Origin of the sequence: Actinomyces provencensis, from assembly GCF_900155435.1 — a bacterium.
Classification (GTDB): Bacteria; Actinomycetota; Actinomycetes; order Actinomycetales; family Actinomycetaceae; genus Pauljensenia; species Pauljensenia provencensis.
In genome coordinates this window covers 3,082,962-3,100,232 of sequence record NZ_LT700212.1, presented here as the reverse complement: position 1 = coordinate 3,100,232, position 17,271 = coordinate 3,082,962, and the positions used below count along the sequence as shown (strand labels likewise).

At 71.2% G+C, this 17,271-nt stretch carries 11 protein-coding genes; 4 read left to right on the top strand and 7 right to left on the bottom strand.

The annotated features are described in order from the left end of the window. Positions 1-1,459: permease prefix domain 1-containing protein (locus tag BQ9890_RS13395; RefSeq protein WP_230297961.1), on the top strand; the 1,459-nt coding region annotated here is incomplete at its 5' end. Between the two features lie 224 nt (positions 1,460-1,683). Here the strand turns inward: BQ9890_RS13395 and BQ9890_RS13390 are convergent. The 6 genes from BQ9890_RS13390 to BQ9890_RS13365 form a co-directional block, all read right to left on the bottom strand. Continuing rightward, positions 1,684-3,294, bottom strand: coding sequence for an alpha/beta hydrolase (locus BQ9890_RS13390; RefSeq protein WP_075892177.1), 1,611 nt, complete (start codon positions 3,292-3,294; stop codon positions 1,684-1,686). A gap of 386 nt (positions 3,295-3,680) precedes the next feature. Then, entirely contained in the window at positions 3,681-4,904 is a 1,224-nt protein-coding gene (locus BQ9890_RS13385) for a DNA polymerase III subunit delta' (protein ID WP_075892175.1), read from the bottom strand. Then, entirely contained in the window at positions 4,901-5,761 is an 861-nt protein-coding gene (tmk, locus tag BQ9890_RS13380) for a dTMP kinase (RefSeq protein ID WP_075892172.1), read from the bottom strand. The genes BQ9890_RS13385 and tmk overlap by 4 nt, the downstream gene beginning before the upstream one ends. Before the next feature lie 85 nt (positions 5,762-5,846). Next, a complete protein-coding gene (gene topA, locus BQ9890_RS13375; RefSeq protein WP_075892170.1) occupies positions 5,847-8,630 on the bottom strand; it encodes a type I DNA topoisomerase in 2,784 nt (927 codons plus the stop codon). Positions 8,631-8,771: 141 nt separating this feature from the next. After that, positions 8,772-10,811 (bottom strand): methyltransferase, encoded by a 2,040-nt coding sequence (locus BQ9890_RS16510; protein ID WP_456047840.1) that lies wholly within the window; start codon positions 10,809-10,811, stop codon positions 8,772-8,774. Positions 10,812-11,069: 258 nt separating this feature from the next. After that, a complete protein-coding gene (locus BQ9890_RS13365; protein WP_143226360.1) occupies positions 11,070-12,653 on the bottom strand; it encodes an MFS transporter in 1,584 nt (527 codons plus the stop codon). Between BQ9890_RS13365 and BQ9890_RS13360 the strand changes: the two genes are divergently transcribed. The 3 genes from BQ9890_RS13360 to BQ9890_RS13350 all read left to right on the top strand — a co-directional run bounded on the left by BQ9890_RS13360 (position 12,558) and on the right by BQ9890_RS13350 (position 15,685). Then, positions 12,558-13,604: a winged helix-turn-helix domain-containing protein gene (locus BQ9890_RS13360; RefSeq protein WP_075892163.1), complete on the top strand. Its 1,047-nt coding sequence runs from the start codon at positions 12,558-12,560 to the stop codon at positions 13,602-13,604. The two genes, BQ9890_RS13365 and BQ9890_RS13360, sit on opposite strands and share 96 nt — an antisense overlap. 84 nt (positions 13,605-13,688) lie before the next feature. After that, the gene (locus tag BQ9890_RS13355; protein WP_075892161.1) at positions 13,689-14,309 is read left to right on the top strand and encodes a superoxide dismutase; all 621 of its coding nucleotides are present in this window, start codon (positions 13,689-13,691) and stop codon (positions 14,307-14,309) included. A 374-nt stretch (positions 14,310-14,683) separates the two neighbouring features. Beyond that, positions 14,684-15,685 (top strand): helix-turn-helix domain-containing protein, encoded by a 1,002-nt coding sequence (locus tag BQ9890_RS13350; RefSeq protein WP_075892159.1) that lies wholly within the window; start codon positions 14,684-14,686, stop codon positions 15,683-15,685. A gap of 154 nt (positions 15,686-15,839) precedes the next feature. On the opposite strand, the gene BQ9890_RS13345 is transcribed toward BQ9890_RS13350, so the two are convergent. Beyond that, positions 15,840-17,000 (bottom strand): baeRF11 domain-containing protein, encoded by a 1,161-nt coding sequence (locus BQ9890_RS13345; protein ID WP_078062472.1) that lies wholly within the window; start codon positions 16,998-17,000, stop codon positions 15,840-15,842. Between the last annotated feature and the right edge of the window lie 271 nt (positions 17,001-17,271).

Below are 17,271 nucleotides of genomic sequence, written 5' to 3'. Positions count from 1 at the left end.
CCCCGCCGGTCCGAGCCCGGCATCCGGCGACCCGGACGAACAGAAGACGCCCTCGTCAATGCCCTCCCCGACCGGCGGGCCGACCGCGCGGACACCCGTCGCCGGCGACGACCTCGCCACCCACCTCGACGAGTGGCGCGCGCTCATGGCGCAGCGCCCGGGCATCACCCCCGACGACGTCGAGGAGCTGGAGGACCACCTGCTCAGCGAGGTCCACGACCTCCACGGCGCAGGGCTCAGCCCCGAGGAGGCCTTCCTCATCGCCGTGCGACGTCTCGGCTCCCAGGACGAGGTCTCCCGCGAGTACGGCGCGGTGCACTCCGACCGCCTGTGGCGCCAGCTCGTGCTGGTCCCCTCCACGTCCTCCCCCGCCGGGAGTCTCTCCTCACGCTGGGACCTGCCCGCCGCACTCGGCCTGGGGCTCCTGGCCGGGCTGGCCGTGCGCCTCCCGTACTCAGTGCTCGGCGACACGGCGTCAGGCGACTTCTACGCGCGCAACATCGTCTTCCTGGTCCTGCCCTTCCTGGCGGTCTACCTCGCGGCACGCTCCGGGACGCGCTCACGCGGCGGGCTGGCGGTGCTCATCGCCACCTTCGCCGCCAGTGCCCTGCTGGTCAACCTCTACCCCTCCCACGAGCCCGCCCAGACGCTGGTGCTCACCGCACTGCACCTGCCCATCGCCCTGCTGGTCGCCGTCGGGATCGCGTACCTGGGAGGGCGCTGGAGATCCCTGGAGGCGTGGATGGACTGGGTGCGCTTCCTCGGGGAGGCGTTCATCTACTACGTGCTGATCGCCCTGGGTGGTGGGGTCGTGACCGCGCTGGTCACCCAGATCTTCTTCGCAGTCGGCCTGAACGGGATCGACACGGCGCTGGGCTGGGTGATCCCGGTGTGCGCAGCGGGCGCCGTGCTGGTGTGCGCCTGGCTGGTGGAGCGCAAGAAGTCCGTCATGGAGAACATGGCACCGGTGCTGACGGCGGTGTTCACCCCGATCCTCACCCTCGCCCTGCTGAGCTTCCTGGTCGTGGTCCTCGCGAGCGGGCGCCTGGTCGACCTCGACCGGGAGGTGCTCATCTCCTTCGACGCGTTGCTCATCGTGGTGGCGGCGCTGGTGCTGTTCACGGTCTCGGCGCGGCGCCCGGAGTCGCCGCGCCGCACGCTGGACTGGATGCAACTGGTCCTGGTGCTCGCCGCGCTGGCGGTGGACGTGCTCATGCTGTGGGCCATGTCGGGTCGACTGCTGGAGTACGGGGGCAGCCCGAACAAGCTCGCGGCACTGGGGTGCAACCTGGTCCTGCTCGTGCACCTGGCGGGGTCCGCGTGGCACTACCTCGGCGTCCTCCTGCGGGGGCGCTCGGCCCTGGGACTGGAACGCTGGCAGTGCCTGGCGCTGCCGGTCTTCGGGGTGTGGGCGGGCGTGGTCGCCCTCGTCTTCCCGCCGCTCTTCGGCTTCCACTGAGCCCCGGGTGCGCCTCTCCCACCTGCCGGGACATGCCCCGTCCTGACCCCGAGGCACGCTCCTCAGCGTTGGCGGGCTTGAGGGCCAGTGGGGCGCGGGGGCCGGCTGGGATGGTGTCGACGAGGTACCGGGTTCGTGTCGAGATCCACGGACACAGCCCGGTGCCTCATCCTCGATCGTGGATCTCGTCGGCAACTGCGGATCTCACAACCGGGCGAGCGAGCTCAGTCGGTGCAGCTGAGGCCGTCCTCGGGAACCGTGCCGTCCACCAGGTAGCCCTCCACGGCCTTCGCGACGCACGTCGAGCCGCCCTTGGAGTAGGCGGTGTGGTTCCACCCGTCCCAGGAGACCAGCACCCCGCCCTCGAGCTGGTCGGCCAGGCCCTGCGCCATCACGTAGGGCGTGGCCGGGTCGTGCGTGGTTCCGACCACGACGATGGGAGGTGTGCCGGGAGCGGTGATGGCCGCCCTCGTCGATGTCCGCTCGATGGGCCATGCGGACAGGCCGGCTGAGGAGTACCCCGCGAACTCCCCGAGGACGGGCAGCTCCTGGGCGAGCTTCGCGGCATCGGCCTCCCACTGCTCCGGGGTCCCCACCGGTCCGTAGTCCAGGGAGTTGACGGCGATCAGGGCGTCGGTGCCGTTGGAGGCGTAGGTGCCGTCCTGGTTGCGGTCGTTGAAGTAGTCGGCGAGGTAGAGCAGGATCGACCCGTCGTTGTTCCCCATCGCCTGCTGCATCGCCTGGGTGAGCGTGGAGTAGTTGGCGGTGTTGTACATGATCCCGAGGATCGCCGTGAGCGCCAGTGACTGGGTGAGGGGTCGGTTCGGGTCCGACGTCGGCAGGGGTGAGTCCGCCAAGCGGTCCAGGAAGGCGGAGAGCTTCTGCTGCCCTGCCTCCACCCCACCGCTCACGGGGCAGGCGCTGCCCGCCTGGCAGTCCTCGATCCAGTGGGCCAGCGTCGCCTCGAAGCCCTTCATCTGCAGGTCGGAGACCTGGTTGACGTCCAGGGAGGGATCGAGAGCGCCGTCCAGCACGAAGCGCCCGACCTTGTCGGGGAACAGACCCGCGTAGGTGGCACCGAGGAAGGTCCCGTAGGAGTAGCCGAGGTAGTTCAGTTGCTCCTGCCCCAGCACCGCGCGTGCCATGTCGAAGTCCTTCGCGGCGGAGACGGTGTCGATGTGGCGGGCCAGGTCACCGGAGTGGTCCAGGCACCCCTGCCCGATGCTCGCCATGATCTTCTCGGCCTCGGCGATGATCGCGGACGGGCTCTCGTCCTCGTCGGAGGTGTCGGAGTCCTGCTCGTTGTAGTCGTCCCGCTCCGCGTCCGTCATGCAGATGACCGGGGTCGAGGCGCCCACTCCGCGGGGGTCCAGCGCCACGAGGTCGAAGTTGTCGACGAGGTCCTCACCGAAGTTGTCGGAGACCATGAGGGACAGCGAGTTCACCGCGGCCCCACCCGGTCCCCCGAGGTTGTAGAACAGAGACCCCTGCGAGGTTCCGCTGGCGAGGTGGCGGGCGATGGACAACTCGACGGTGTCGCCCGCCGGGTCGTCCCAGTCCAGGGGAGCCACGAGGGTGGCGCACTGGTAGGGCGAGAGGTCCTTGGGTGGGTTCGGGGTGGAGTCCGTGGTGACCTGGTCCTCGGTGCAGGTCTGCCAGTCGACTCCCTGGGCGTAGAAGCCCCGGACCGTACCGTCGAGGGCATTCGCGCCTGACTGGCCCCCGCTGGACTGCTCCCCACCGGACTCGGTGGTGACCGTCGCACAGCCTGCCAGTGCCAGAGAGAGCGTGAGTGCTGCAGCCAGTGCTGCGCGGCGGTGGGTCCCCAGGGTCATGGACCTCAGGGTATCGGCCCCTGTGGCCCTGCGCAGACACGCATCCCAGGCATGCACCCCTGACCCGACGGTCTCCACGTACTGTCGCCGAACGGTGGGGTAACCAGCGAACGGTGGGGGTACAGCGCCTCCGTTCGGTGAGAAGTCCACCGTTCGGCGCGCGCGCCATGCGGGGCCCGGCCGCATGCCAGCCAGGAGGGACCTCAAGGCCCGAACCGGGCAGCGGGCTCCGCCCCCCCAGAGCGGACTTCCCGGTCAGAGCAGGCAGGCGCACTTCACGCCCCGAACAGAGGGGACTTCATGGCGCGAACAGAGCGGACTTCGACCCCAGAACTGAGCGGACTTCGAGGTCAGAACAGAGCGGACTTCGCCGAGGGGGTGGGGGGTCAGGCCACCTGGGGGCGCAGGGCGATGGTCATGGCCTCCAGGGCCAGGACCGGGGAGACGTTCGCACCCAGGCGTCGGCGGGCGTCCTCGATCGCCTCGACGCGCACCATGGTCTGCTCCGGCGTCGAGTCCGACGCCAGGTCGGAGACCAGGTCCACCAGGTCCCCGTTGACCAGCTCCTGACCCGTGTCCAGCTGCACCAGCAGCACGTCGCGGTAGATCCCCAGCAGGTCCACCAGGGCCCGGTCCAGGACGTCCTGCACGGCACGCTTGGAGCGGCGCTTCTGCTCCTCCTCCAGCTGACGCAGCTGCGCGCGTGACTGGGGCGTGGCGCGCTCGCCGTCGGCGACCCCGAGCTGGCGCAGCAGGGCAGCACGCTCATCCGCGTTGCGGGCCCCGACCTGCGCCTCGGCCTGCTCCTTGGCGACGTCGACCAGGTCCTGGGCGGCCATCACGGCCTCCCCGACGCTGCGCACGCGAGCCGGCGCCTGCACGATGCGACGGCGACGCTCCCGCATCTCCGGGTCCCGCGCCAGTGCCCGCGCGAGCCCGATGTGGGACTGCGCGGCACGCGCCGCCTGGAGTGCCACCTGCGGGTCCACCCCGTCGCGGCGCACCAGGAGATCCGCGACGGCCCGGGCGGCGGGGATCCGCAGGCCCAGGTGGCGGCACCGGGAGCGGATCGTGGTGATCATGTCCTCCGGGCTCGGTGCGCACAGCAGCCACACGGTCCGCTCGGGCGGCTCCTCGATGGCCTTGAGCAGGACGTTCGAGGTCCGCTCCGTCATGCGGTCCGCATCCTCCACCACGATGACCCGCCAGCGTCCCTGCGAGGGCGAGACCTGGGCACGTTGCACGAAGTCGCGTGCCTCCGCGATCTGGATCTGGACCTTGTCGGTGGACACGGACAGCACGTCGGCGTTCGTCCCGCCCAGCGTGGTGCGGCACCCCGCGCACTCACCGCACCCCGGCACGGGACCCGTGCACTGCAGGGCTGCGGCGAAGGCACGCGCCGCCACCGAGCGACCCGATCCCGGCGGCCCGGTGAGCAGCCAGGCGTGGGTCATGGAGCGACCGGTCCCGGTGTCCCCGGCCGTGGGGGCGTCCTCCGGGGAGGCGACGTCCCCGTCGGTCCCCTCCACGACGCGCCGCGCGGCCCACGCGGCCTCCTCCAGGACGGCGACCACCGCGTCCTGGCCGACCAGCTCGTCCCAGACGCTCACAGCAGGGTGTCCTGTCCGGTGTCACCCCACAGGGTCGCCTGTGCTTCCGTGAGCAGTGCCAGGCCCTCCCGACCGGACTCCTCCGCGGATGCCGTGGTCCCGCGGGTGCCCGCCGCCGGAGCAGTCACCGGATCCGCGGCCACGGCCCGTGCAGCCTCCACCCGTGGAGTGCCGGGTCGTGTGCCTCCAGCCCGCGCGCCCTCGGGGGAGGACTCGCCGACGAGGGCGGGAAGGCGCTCTTCCAGCACACCTTCGATCTCGGAGAAGACCTGCTCCACGGTGCCCACCCCGTCGATGACGACGATGCGGTCGGGGTGGTCCTCCGCCAGGCGTAGGTACTCGTGGCGCACCCGCTCGTGGAAGTCCGTCGACTCCCGCTCGATGCGGTCCGGCTCACCGGTGTCCCGGCGTGCACCGACCTCGGGGGGCAGGTCCAGCAGGAAGGTCAGGTGCGGTTGGAGGCCCTGTGTGGCCCACACGGACAGCGAGCGGATCTCCTCCACCCCGAGGTCGCGGGCCGCACCCTGGTAGGCCAGGGAGGAGTCGGTGTAGCGGTCGCCCAGGACGATCGTGCCCGCCGCCAGCGCGGGGCGCACGACATTGGCGACGTGGTAGGCCCGGTCGGCGGCGTACAGGAGTGCCTCCGTGCGCGGGTCCACGTCCTCGGGACCGTGCTGGATGAGTCGGCGCAGCTCCGTGCCCAGCTCGGTCCCACCGGGCTCACGGGTGACGAGGACGCGGTGCCCCCGGTCCTCGAACCACTGGCGCACCCGGTCCAGCTGCGTGGTCTTCCCGGCCCCGTCACCACCCTCGAAGGTGATGAAGAGTCCTGCCGATGTTCCACCCTGGTCCGTCATGCCGTCATCCTCCCACGCCCCTCGTGCACCTCCGGCGCGGTGCCCCTGACCGTGTCGGTGGCACCCGCGCGGATTGCGCCGCGGGTCACTCCTCCGCCGAGGACTTCTTCCCGGCCGAAGGCTTCTTCTTCGTGGACTTCTTCGCGGTGGTGGTCCTCTTCTTCGCCGGAGCCTTGCGGGTCGTGCGCTTCTTCGGCGCCGGTCCCTTGGCCCTCTTGTCGGCGAGCAGTTCGAAGGCCCGCTCCTGGGTGAGTTCCTCCACGGACTCCGAGCGGGGCACCGTGATGTTGGTGACGCCGTCGGTGATGTAGGGACCGAAGCGGCCGTCCTTGACGACCACCTTCTTGCCGGAGACCGGGTCCTCGCCGAACTCACGCAGCGGGGGACGGGCCGCCCCGCGGCCACGGGTCTTGGGCTGGGAGTAGATCTCGAGTGCCTCGGGCAGCGTGATGGAGAGCAGCTGGTCCTCGGAGGAGAGGGTGCGGGAGTCCGTGCCCTTCTTCAGGTAGGGACCGTAGCGGCCGTTCTGGGCGGTGATGACCTCACCACTGGCGGGGTCCACCCCGACCTCACGGGGCAGGGAGAGCAGCTTGAGGGCGTCCTCCAGGGTCACGGTGGCGAGGTCCATGGACTTGAACAGGGAGGCGGTGCGCGGCTTGGGCGCAGCCTTCCTGCGCCCCTTGCTGGCCTTCCCCGTCCCGGCCTTCGCGCCCGGCTTCCCCGCGGCAGCGTCGGCCTCGCCCTCGTCCTCCTCGGGGAGGACCTCGGTGATGTAGGGGCCGAAGCGACCGTTGCGGGCGATGAGCATGTGGCCACTGGCGGGGTCCACACCCAGTTCACGTCCGTCGTCGGCGGCCAGGGCGAAGAGCTCCTGCACCTTGGCGGCGTCGAGCTCGTCGGGGGCGATGTCCTCGGGCACATTGGCCCGCGTCCCGTCCTCACGCTCCAGGTAGGGCCCGTAGCGGCCCAGGCGCAGCGTGACGCCGTCCAGGTGCTCCAGGGAGTTGACCTGACGGGCGTCGATGTCACCCAGGCTCTCCACCTGGTGGCGCAGCCCGGACTGGTCACCCTTCCCGTCCCCGCCCAGGTAGAACTGGGTGAGGAACTGCCTCCCGTCCTCGCGACCCGCCGCGATGCGGTCCAGGTCGGACTCCATGGAGGCCGTGAAGTCGTAGTCCACGAGGTTCGACAGGTTCTGCTCCAGCAGGCGCGTCACGGAGAACGCCAGCCAGCTCGGCACCAGGTACTGTCCCCGGTGGACGACGTAGCCCCGGTCCGAGATCGTCTGGATGGTGGCGGCATAGGTGGAGGGACGCCCGATGCCGAGCTCCTCCATCGTCTTGACCAGCGTGGCCTCCGTGTAGCGCCCCGGGGGCTGGGTCTCGTGGCCTTCGGCGGAGGCCTCGTCGACGTCTGCGGCGTCGCCCTCGTGGACGTCGGGCAGGACCTTCTCCGCGTCCCCGCCCTCACGTTCGGCCTCGTAGCGGGACCTGTCGCGCCCCTCCTCGTACGCCAGGCGGAAGCCCGGGGAGGTGATGACGGTGCCCGAGGCGGAGGAGACCACGTCGTGTCGTCCCTCCCCGTCCCCGACACCGGTGAGCACGCGGATGGTGGCGGTGTGGCCCAGGGCGTCGGCCATCTGGGAGGCCACCGTGCGCTTCCAGATGAGGTCGTAGAGGGCCAGCTGCTGACGCGACAGGGACCCGGCCACCTGGTCGGGGGTGCGGAAGTGGTCACCGGCGGGGCGGATGGCCTCGTGCGCCTCCTGGGCTCCCTTGGACTTCGTCCCGTAGGTGCGCGGCTTCTCCGCGACGGCCTCGGCCCCGTAGAGTTCGCGGGCCTGGGTGCGGGCGGCGTGGACGGCCTGCTCCGACAGTGCGGTGGAGTCGGTCCTCATGTACGTGATGTAGCCCGACTCGTAGAGGCTCTGGGCCGTGCGCATCGTCGAGGAGGCGTTCCAGTGGAGCTTGCGGCTCGCCTCCTGCTGCAGGGTGGAGGTGGTGAAGGGTGCGGCGGGGCGGCGGCGGTAGGGCTTCTGGGAGACCGAGTCGATGCGGGAGGAGGTCGAGGCCTCCAGCAGGGTCGCGAGTCGGGTCGCCGCGGCCTCGTCCAGGTGGACGGCACCGGCAGCGGTCGCCTTGGGCGTCAGCGTCCCGGCCTCGGTGAAGTCCGATCCGGTGGCCACGCGGTGGCCGTCGACCTCCACGACGCGGGCACCGAAGGCACCGGGCCCGGTGGTGACGTGGGTGTCGATGGACCAGTAGGAGGCCCGCACGTGGGCCATGCGTTCCCGCTCGCGGTCCACGACCAGGCGGGTGGCGACGGACTGGACGCGACCGGCGGACAGGGAGGGGCGGATCTTGCGCCACAGCAGCGGGGAGACCTCGTAGCCGTAGAGACGGTCCAGCACGCGCCGGGTCTCCTGGGCGTCCACCAGGTCGGTGTCGATCTCACGGGTGTTCTCCAGCGCCCGCTGGATGGCCTCGCGCGTGATCTCGTGGAAGACCATGCGGTGGACGGGCACCTTCGGCTTGAGCACCTGGAGGAGGTGCCAGGCGATGGCCTCGCCCTCGCGGTCCTCATCAGTGGCCAGGTAGAGCTCGTCGGCGTCCTTGAGGGCCCGCTTGAGCTCGGTGACCTTCTTCTTCTTGTCCGGGTTCACCGCGTAGTAGGGGGTGAACCCGTCCTCGACGTCGACGGCGAAGCGGCCGTAGGGCCCCTTCTTCATGTCGGCGGGGAGGTCCTTGGGCTGGGGGAGGTCGCGGATGTGCCCGATGGAGGCCTCGACCCGGTAGTCGGGACCCAGGTAACCCTCGATCGTCGAGGCCTTCGCGGGGGACTCCACGATGACCAGCTTTGACCCACCCATGTTCCTCCGCTCGACTGTCGCGGACCGCCACTGCCACGGTCCTGCGCTCCTCGGTGGGGCTCCACGGCCCCGGTCCGTCGAGCCTGACCATACAACGCCCCACCGGCACCGCCCGGCGGGGAGGACCTCCTGTGGAACACCTCAGAGCGTGCCCACGACCTCCAGCATCCCGCAGCGGATCAGCTCCAGCGCGGGCTCCTCGACCTGTCCGAGCAGGTCAGAGGCCTCCTGGTCGGTGAGGACCGCGACCGCGGTGATGATCTGGGACACAGTGAGCTCACCGTCCGCCGCACCCACCAGCGCCGCGAGCGCGGACCCCACGGCGACCGAGCGGCCGAGTCCCGCCCCCTGGTGCTCGATGATGACGTGGGGCTGGGGCTCGCCCGGGACGTAGTGACGCTCCTCGGTGACGTCCGGGGCCCGGCGCAGGCGCAGGTCGGGCAGCGGGGCGGGCAGGCGCAGGGAGCCCAGGGCGCGGGCCACGTCCACCCCGCGCGGCGTCCGGCCACCCAGTTCCTCGTCGAAGACGTGAGGACCGCGACCGCGGTGATGATCTGGGACACAGTGAGCTCGCCGTCCGCCGCACCCACCAGCGCCGCGAGCGCGGACCCCACGGCGACCGAGCGGCCGAGTCCCGCCCCCTGGTGCTCGATGATGACGTGGGGCTGGGGCTCGCCCGGGACGTAGTGACGCTCCTCGGTGACGTCCGGGGCCCGGCGCAGGCGCAGGTCGGGCAGCGGGGCGGGCAGGCGCAGGGAGCCCAGGGCGCGGGCCACGTCCACCCCGCGCGGCGTCCGGCCACCCAGTTCCTCGTCGAAGACGTGAGGACCGCGACCGCGGTGATGATCTGGGACACAGTGAGCTCGCCGTCCGCCGCACCCACCAGCGCCGCGAGCGCGGACCCCACGGCGACCGAGCGGCCGAGTCCCGCCCCCTGGTGCTCGATGATGACGTGGGGCTGGGGCTCGCCCGGGACGTAGTGACGCTCCTCGGTGACGTCCGGGGCCCGGCGCAGGCGCAGGTCGGGCAGCGGGGCGGGCAGGCGCAGGGAGCCCAGGNGACGAACCCCATCCCGATGGCTCCCACACCGGCACGGTCGAAGTCCTCCAGCCAGGCTGAGTACTCCGACTCCCACTCCTCTCGGTCCATGAGGCCGCCCCCGGAGTCCCGCAGCCACATCTCGACGTAGCGTGCGGGGTCGAGGACGTCGCGCTGGACCACCCAGGCGTCGACGTCGAGGTCTGCGAGCCAGTCCTCCACACGGGCGGACCACCCGGTGTCGGGGTCGGTGCCGACGGGGATCTCCCAATTGGCGAGCATCTGCAGGGTGCCGCCGGGAGTGAGGTGGGAGGGTGCGCGCGAGATGACCTCGGCGATGAGGTTGTCGCGCTCCATCCCACCGTCGCGGTACTCCAGCAGGCCCGAACCGGAGGCGCGCACCGAGTCGGGGGTGATGACGAAGGGTGGGTTGGAGACGATGAGGTCGAAGGACTCCCCGCGCACGGGCTCGAAGAGGGAGCCCCGGCGCACGTCGATGTCCACGCCGTTGAGGGCTGCGTTGAACCGCGTGATCGCGCAGGCGCGCTCCGAGAGGTCGGTGGCCACCACGCGGTCCGCGTGGGTCGCGAGGTAGAGCGCCTGGATGCCGCACCCGGTCCCGATGTCGAGGGCCGAGGGGACGTGGTCGCGGATCGTCAGGCCCAGGAGTGAGGTGGTGGCCCCTCCGATCCCCAGGACGTGGTCGGGGCGCAGCGGCTGGCCGGTGGTGACCTCACCCAGGTCGGAGAGCACCCACCAGGTGTGGAGGACGCCCTCGGGGTCCGTGGTGCCGGGGGCCTCGGCGCTGCCGGGGCTCTCGGAACTGTCGGCCGTGGCAGGGCTCCCGCCGGTTGCGACCGTGGCAGGGCCCCCGGCGGTGTCGGGCTGGGCGGTACCCGACCCCGTGGTCGGCGCGGGCAGGAGCGCCGCGTGCGGCCGCAGGTCGAAGGCGGCGGTGACCAGCCCGTTCTCGACACGGACCAGTCCCAGACCGGCCAGACCCGCGGTCCCCGTCAGCGGGAGGGCGGCGTCGACCTCGTCGGCGTCCTCGCTGGAGCCCAGCACGAAGAGCCGGGTGAGCAGCGCGGCGGGCTCGCTCAGCTCGCGGAGCTCGACCAGGGCCGGCACCCGCTGGTCGCGCATGAGGGCGTCGCGGGCCCGGGTGGAGAGGATCCCGTCCATGTGCTCCACGCTCCACCGCGCCTGGGCCAGGTCCTCCGCCAGTGCGGCGATCGTGGCGGGGGCGAGGACGGGCACGGGTGACGACCCGTGCTCCCCGGACGGTTCCCGCGCGCCGCCCGCCGCAGACGCGAGCGGCGACTCCGGGACGAGGGGGACACGGTGCGGCGCGGACTCGGACTCAGGCATGCCCCCAGCCTATGGGGATCTCGGGGCCCGGTCTCAACTCCCGAAGCGCCTGACGGAAGGAACCAGGAGAGGGACCAGGGCAAGGAGCACGTATGCGATCCCTCCTCCCACGGCCGCACCGGGGCCGCCGAGGTGTTGGGCGAGCACGGGGGCCAGGAGTTGGCCGATGGGGACGGCCGCGAAGGATCCCAGCATGTCGATGGAGGCCACACGGGAGAGTTGGTCGCCGGGGACGTGGCGTTGCATCGCGGACTCCCACAGCACGCCGGTCACCGCCGCGCCGACACCGGCGAGGAATGTCGAGGCCGCCAGGACGGGAGCGGAGGCTCCCAGACCGAGGACGAGGAAGCACGTCCCGAAGGGCACGGTGAGGAGCTGCCCGACGACCAGGGGTCGGCGGGGCCTCAAGCGGTAGGCCAGCACCCCACCCAGTACCAGGCCCGCTGCCCGGGCGGACAGGACCGTCCCCCACGCAGCCTCCCCGATGCTGTCGCGGGCGATCGCGGGAGCGAGCACCAACCAGACCGCCCCGAGGAGGAGGTTGGTCCAGAAGAACGAGGCGGTGACCACCCACAGCCATTGCCGAGACGCGAAGGCGAGCCAGCCCAGGGTCAGGTCGTACCAGACCCCGCCCAGCAGGGATCCGGGACGAGGGCGCCCCCAGGTCGTCCCGGTGCGCCGGTCGGCGGCGGTCACGGCGTCACCGGCCGGCTCGGTGGCGTCGCTGAGCACCGTCGTGCCGGGAGCGGCCGTGGTCGTCGTGATCCCTCCCGCTCCCTCCACGCACCGGTGAGGTCGCCGCAGTTGCCCCTCCATCACCGCCAGCAGCACTGCTGCCCCCAGGGCGCAGGCGGCGTCGATTCCCAGGGCCCACCCCGCTCCGGTCGTGGAGACGAGCACTCCCGCCACGCCCGGCCCGGCCAGGCGGAACAGGTTGCGCGAGGTGGCGCGCAGGGCGTTGGCGCGACCGATCGCCTCCCGGTCGACGAGTTGGGTGAGGATGCCCCGCAGGGCTGGACCCGTGAACGCGGAAGCAGCCCCATTGAGACCACTGGCCACGACGAGCAGCGTGAGGTCACCACCTCCACGGAAGAACCACCATGCCACCACACCCTGTGTCGCTCCAGCGGTGAGATGGGAGGAGACGAGTACCACCGCTCGCGGAAGTCGGTCCGCCACCACTCCGCCCAGCAGCAGCAGCGCGACCAGGGGAATGCTGTTGGCCGCCAGCACGAGGCTCAGTGAGCTGAGGTCCTCCCCCAGGTCCAGGAGTCCCAGACTCAACGCGACCGGGGTCATCGAGCTGCCCAGCCACGAGAGCGACTGTGCGCAGAAGAAGAGGCTGAAGGGACGTGTCCACGGGGACGGCGCCGGCTGCCGGACCCGGCGGGGAGGGAGCGGAGGAACCGGATCAGCCTGCTGACGGGAAGGATCCGGGACGGAGGAAGGCTGGCCAGGCACAGGACGATCCTCATGGCATGTCCCGGCGGACACTAGTCTTTCGCCAGGAGGCGAAACACCATGCCCTACCACGTCCCCCCATCCGTCCTGGCCCGCTCCCGGTCCACGATCTCCCCGTTGGCCGAGACGTGGGGAGAGCTCATGGCAGTGGCACATGCTGCCCGCCGTCACCCCCGCGCCGTGCCGTCCGCCGCCGATCGCGGCACCCCCCGCCACGCCCGCACGTCCCTGGCGGCCTGGGCAGGAGCTGCGCCCGGCGACGAGGAGCTCCGCAGGGGGGTCGCGGAGCTGGTGGCGTCCACCAAGTGGTTGCCCGACTTCGTCGGGATCACTCCGCCACCCAACGGCGAACCCGAACTCCTCGACGAGATCGCCGTCATCGCCGCCTGGCCCGATGAGTCCTACCGGGCAACCGTGCACGATTCGGCTGCGCAGTCCTGGCTGCGACACGACCTGGGGTGGACAAGCAGCGACCACCTCGGCGAACGCACAGCCAGGGCACTGCGGGACGCGTGGGAGCGCTTCGTGGAACCGGACTGGACGCGACGACGCGAAATCCTCGACCGTGAGATCGCCCACCGCTCCGCACTCGTGGCCGCCCACGGGTGGGCAGCGGCACTGGAAGGCATGACCCGCCACCTGCGGTGGCTCGACCCGGACCTGCTGGTCATCTCGCCACGCCAGGAGGAGTCCCTCACCCTGGACTCCCATCTCGTCTTCATCCCGACGACGCAACCCTCGGGATCGTGGACCTGCGACGGGCCTGTGGGACTCGGCCTGGTGTACGCCGCGCGCGGAACGGCCGCCAGGGAGCGCCGACCATCGAACGGAGCCCTCGGGCGCCTGGTGGGACACGGAAGGGCCCTCGTGCTGCAGGAGTTGGGCACCCCGGCCACTCCCTCCCAGCTGGCCGGTGCACTCTCCCTGTCGTTGGGGACCGTCGGCGGACACCTGCGTGTCCTCCTGGACGCCGGGCTGGTCGCCCGGGCGCGCCGCTCCCGCGCTGTCTACTACTCCCGGACGGGGCTCGGGAACGCCCTCGTCGCTGCCGCACCGGCCCTGCCTAGCACGGGCCGAGATCTCGCAGGCGGGACCAAAGGGCGATAGCCTGATTGCGGTCGCGCCGAACGTGGCGCGCGCAACGCTCACACCGGCGACAATCCAAGAATTCCCGAGAGACAAGGAACACTCATGGCGGTCTACACACTTCCGGATCTCCCCTACGACTACGCGGCGTTGGAGCCCTACATCTCGGGCCAGATCATGCAGCTGCACCACGACAAGCACCACGCGAACTACGTGGGTGGCGCGAACACCGCACTGGAGAAGCTCGAAGCCGCGCGCGAGTCCGGCGACCAGGGGGCCATCAACCTCCTGGAGAAGAACCTGGCCTTCAACCTGGGCGGTCACGTCAACCACTCGATCTTCTGGACCAACATGACCCCCGACGGACAGGGTCGCCCTGAGGGCGAGCTGGCCGCGGCGATCGACGAGTACTTCGGTTCCTTCGAGAAGTTCCAGGGTCAGTTCGGCGCAGCCGCCCTGGGCCTCCAGGGCTCCGGCTGGGGCGTCCTGGCCTACGACACGGTCGCCAAGCGTCTGGTCACCTTCCAGCTCTTCGACCAGCAGGGCAATGTGCCGGTGGCCACCGTGCCGCTGCTGCTGCTGGACATGTGGGAGCACGCCTTCTACCTGGACTACAAGAACGTCAAGGCCGACTACGTCAAGGCGTGGTGGAACGTCGTGAACTGGGCCGATGTCGCCGCCCGCTTCGAGCGCGCCCGGACCTACACCGGCCTGGTCAACGCCTGACACCGAGCAGCATGACGGGCGTGTGGGGCCGGTCGGCAGTCGCCGACCGGCCCCCTCGTCGTCGTGGACGACCTGACCCTCGCCCGTGGATGCCGTCCACGGGTGCCCCGCACTCGTGGAGGAGGACAGCAGCGTCGCCCTCGTGAATGACGACGGAACTGCCCACGGGTCGCCCTCGTGAATGACGACGGGACCGCCCCCGCGCCCACCGCTGCTGCGCACACGACGCGTACGCCGCGGACCACGCCCGGTGCCGCCCGCCAGGCCCGGGTGTGGGGGACGGTTCCACGCGCACCCGCCCCGCCGTAGGCTGGGCGACACCGCAGTGCCACAGAGCAACCCGCACCGGCGAGCCCGAGCCGAGGAGACGAGCAATGCCCAGCGACCCCACGACCGAGGAGCACTACCCCGACGACCCCGGGATCGAGCAGGCCATCCGTGCCCGACGCGTCGAGATGGACGCGTCGATCCCCGACATCGCCCGACGCGCCGGGGTCTCGGCCCAGACGTGGCGCAACTACGAGAGCGGACGCACCCGCGTGCGCGGCGACAAGGTCTACGGGGTCTGGACCGCACTGGGGTGGTGGCCGGAGTCCGTGTTCGACGGACTCACCACGAGCTCATCCGCGTGGACGGACGGGCCGGACGAGGACGGGTTCGACCCCTTCGAGGACGACCTCGCCGCGGCGAGCCTGCCGAGCTGGAGCCACGCCGAGGCGCAGGCGGACGGCTCCTGGTCCCGCCTGCTCAGCGCGAGCCTGGGGGAGGACTGCGCCCGCTGCTTCTCCGTCGGTGTCGACCTGTACCGCGGACTCGTCGGGGAGGACGTGGGCCAGCTGGCCGGCATGCCGCGCGGCACCCACCTCGGACAGCTCGAGGAGTCCTGGATCGGTGGAGCACTGCCCCACGCCTGGACCACGCGCTACGACCACGAGTTCTGCTACCACCTCCTGACCCTCGCGGAGGACTTCTGCGCGCGCCTGGTCACCCACCCCATCGGCAGTGGTGACCCACTGGTCCGCAGCGTCGCCGAGGAGCTCGTCCTCCACCACGTGCTCAACCTCGGGCACATCGTGGGGAGCTCACAGGGGCACCCGGAGGCGGACCAGTGGGAACAGTGGTTCGAGGAACTGGCCGGACCGCCGGAGGACATCGGCCTCCTCTACGCCTCCAACCTCTTCCCCGATGCCGATTCGCCCGTCCACGTCTCGCACTGGTTCGATCCGTTCAGCACGCCCCACGTCCCCACCTGGGTGACCCGCTCCGACCCGCGTGACACCCCGCGCGGGCGGGGTCTCGGTCTGGGTGTGGGCAGGGACGGCGACGAGGGCGGGCCCGGAGCCACCGTCACGGAGTTCCCCCGCCGCCTGCGCTGAACCCTCGGTGCGGTGCGGGGGGGTGCGGAGGGGGGCACCCCGGAAGCGGGGCGCCCCCCTCACTCGGTGGGATCACACGCCGTTCGGGAGGGTGACCGTGTAGGTGTTCTTGCGCCCCCCTCACACGGTGGGACCACCCCACACGGTCGGACGGTCACACGGCGTAGCGCAGGTGGGCCACGGCCACACCGTTCCAGACGTCGCTGCGGACCTCGGAGTCGCGCACGGGCACCAGGTCCCCGCCCTGCTCCAGGACCGTCAGGGCGATGCGGGAGAGCACGTCGTGGTCCCCGGTGCCGCCGTTGGTCACCTCACCGGTGGCAGGATCGAAGTCGCCACTGACGTTCACCGTGAACTCGTAGACCAAGGTGTCCACGGCACCTGCCGCCGCCGCCCGTCCGATGTCCTCCACCGTGGTGGCCACCAGGCCGCGCGGCAGGTCGTTGCCGATGCGTTCCAGGTCGTCGGACACCTGCTGGGCATTGATCTTCGGGAGCCGCTCCCGGATCGCGGCGTCCACCTCGTCCGCGCCGACTCTGTCGGGGGCCCCGGGGACTCGTTCGACGATGCGGCGTCGGTCCTCCAGGGTGAGCATCGACTGCAGGGGCTCGGTGGCGAAGACGAACAGCGGGATTCGGGCGGAGGGGTCACGTCGCGTCAGGTCCGCCCCGACCAGTTCCGAGACCCGCTTGGCGTAGGCCTCCAGGAGGAGCTTGCGTCCCTCGTCCGCGCCGAGCCTGTTGACGTGTGTGCGCCCGGGCAGGGAGTCACGGTTCGTGGCGCTGGCGGCATCGGCGATCTCCTCGTGCCCGGCGACGTCGACCTCCACCGCCCGGCTCTGGGGGGTGGCCTCCCACAGGGACCAGGCGTTGGTGGACAGGCTCAGGGCCCAGGCGTGCTGCCCCCCTGCCACTGCCCGCACCAGCTGGCCCAGGTCGAACCAGGTGGAGGCCTGCCACTCCTCCTCCAGGGCATTGGGGAGGATGAACTCCTCCTGGGAGTCCGGGGTGAGGAAGACCGCCAGGGAGGAGGACAGGGCTCCCCACAGGTCACCGTCCCCGTCCAGTGAGGCCAGTTGGTCGCGCAGCCCACGCTCCTGGGCCGAGGTCAGGCCATCGGTCTCCTTGAAGTGGGCGATGGCGTGGTCCACCGCGCTCTTGAGGGCGGTGCGCGCCCGGTTCCTCCCATCGGGTCCCGGAACGGTCGCCACGTACACGGTGACGGCGTGGTCACGGGGTTCGGCGAGCCGCTTGAGGTCCTCGGTGGTGGGCAGGTCGTGGTGGACGGTCATGTTCGCTCCGTTCTTGCAGTGCATGGACGGTTGTCGTCCATCCATGCTAGCGACGCAGGTCACATGTTTCGCAGCGGCGGGGTCTCGACCCCCTTCCGTGCACATCCGGCCCACCGTGGACTCCCCGAGTGGCGGGAGGTGGAGTTCCTGACGCGTGCGGCGTGGTGGATGACCCGGGACAGTGGCTGCGAAGGAGGGCCATCCGTCGAGAGGTGGACTTCTCACCGAACGGAGGGGGTACAGGCCCACCATTCGGTGGGAAGTCCACCGCTCGGCGGGATCGCCACCGTTCGGT

Coding starts and splice junctions, on each gene's coding strand:
- BQ9890_RS13390 (WP_075892177.1), bottom strand. CDS start 3,294: ATGACCCTGGGGACCCACCGCCGCGCAGCACTGGCTGCAGCACTCACG.
- tmk (WP_075892172.1), bottom strand. CDS start 5,761: ATGACGGACCAGGGTGGAACATCGGCAGGACTCTTCATCACCTTCGAG.
- topA (WP_075892170.1), bottom strand. CDS start 8,630: ATGGGTGGGTCAAAGCTGGTCATCGTGGAGTCCCCCGCGAAGGCCTCG.
- BQ9890_RS13360 (WP_075892163.1), top strand. CDS start 12,558: ATGCCCTACCACGTCCCCCCATCCGTCCTGGCCCGCTCCCGGTCCACG.
- BQ9890_RS13365 (WP_143226360.1), bottom strand. CDS start 12,653: ATGTGCCACTGCCATGAGCTCTCCCCACGTCTCGGCCAACGGGGAGAT.
- BQ9890_RS13355 (WP_075892161.1), top strand. CDS start 13,689: ATGGCGGTCTACACACTTCCGGATCTCCCCTACGACTACGCGGCGTTG.
- BQ9890_RS13350 (WP_075892159.1), top strand. CDS start 14,684: ATGCCCAGCGACCCCACGACCGAGGAGCACTACCCCGACGACCCCGGG.
- BQ9890_RS13345 (WP_078062472.1), bottom strand. CDS start 17,000: ATGCACTGCAAGAACGGAGCGAACATGACCGTCCACCACGACCTGCCC.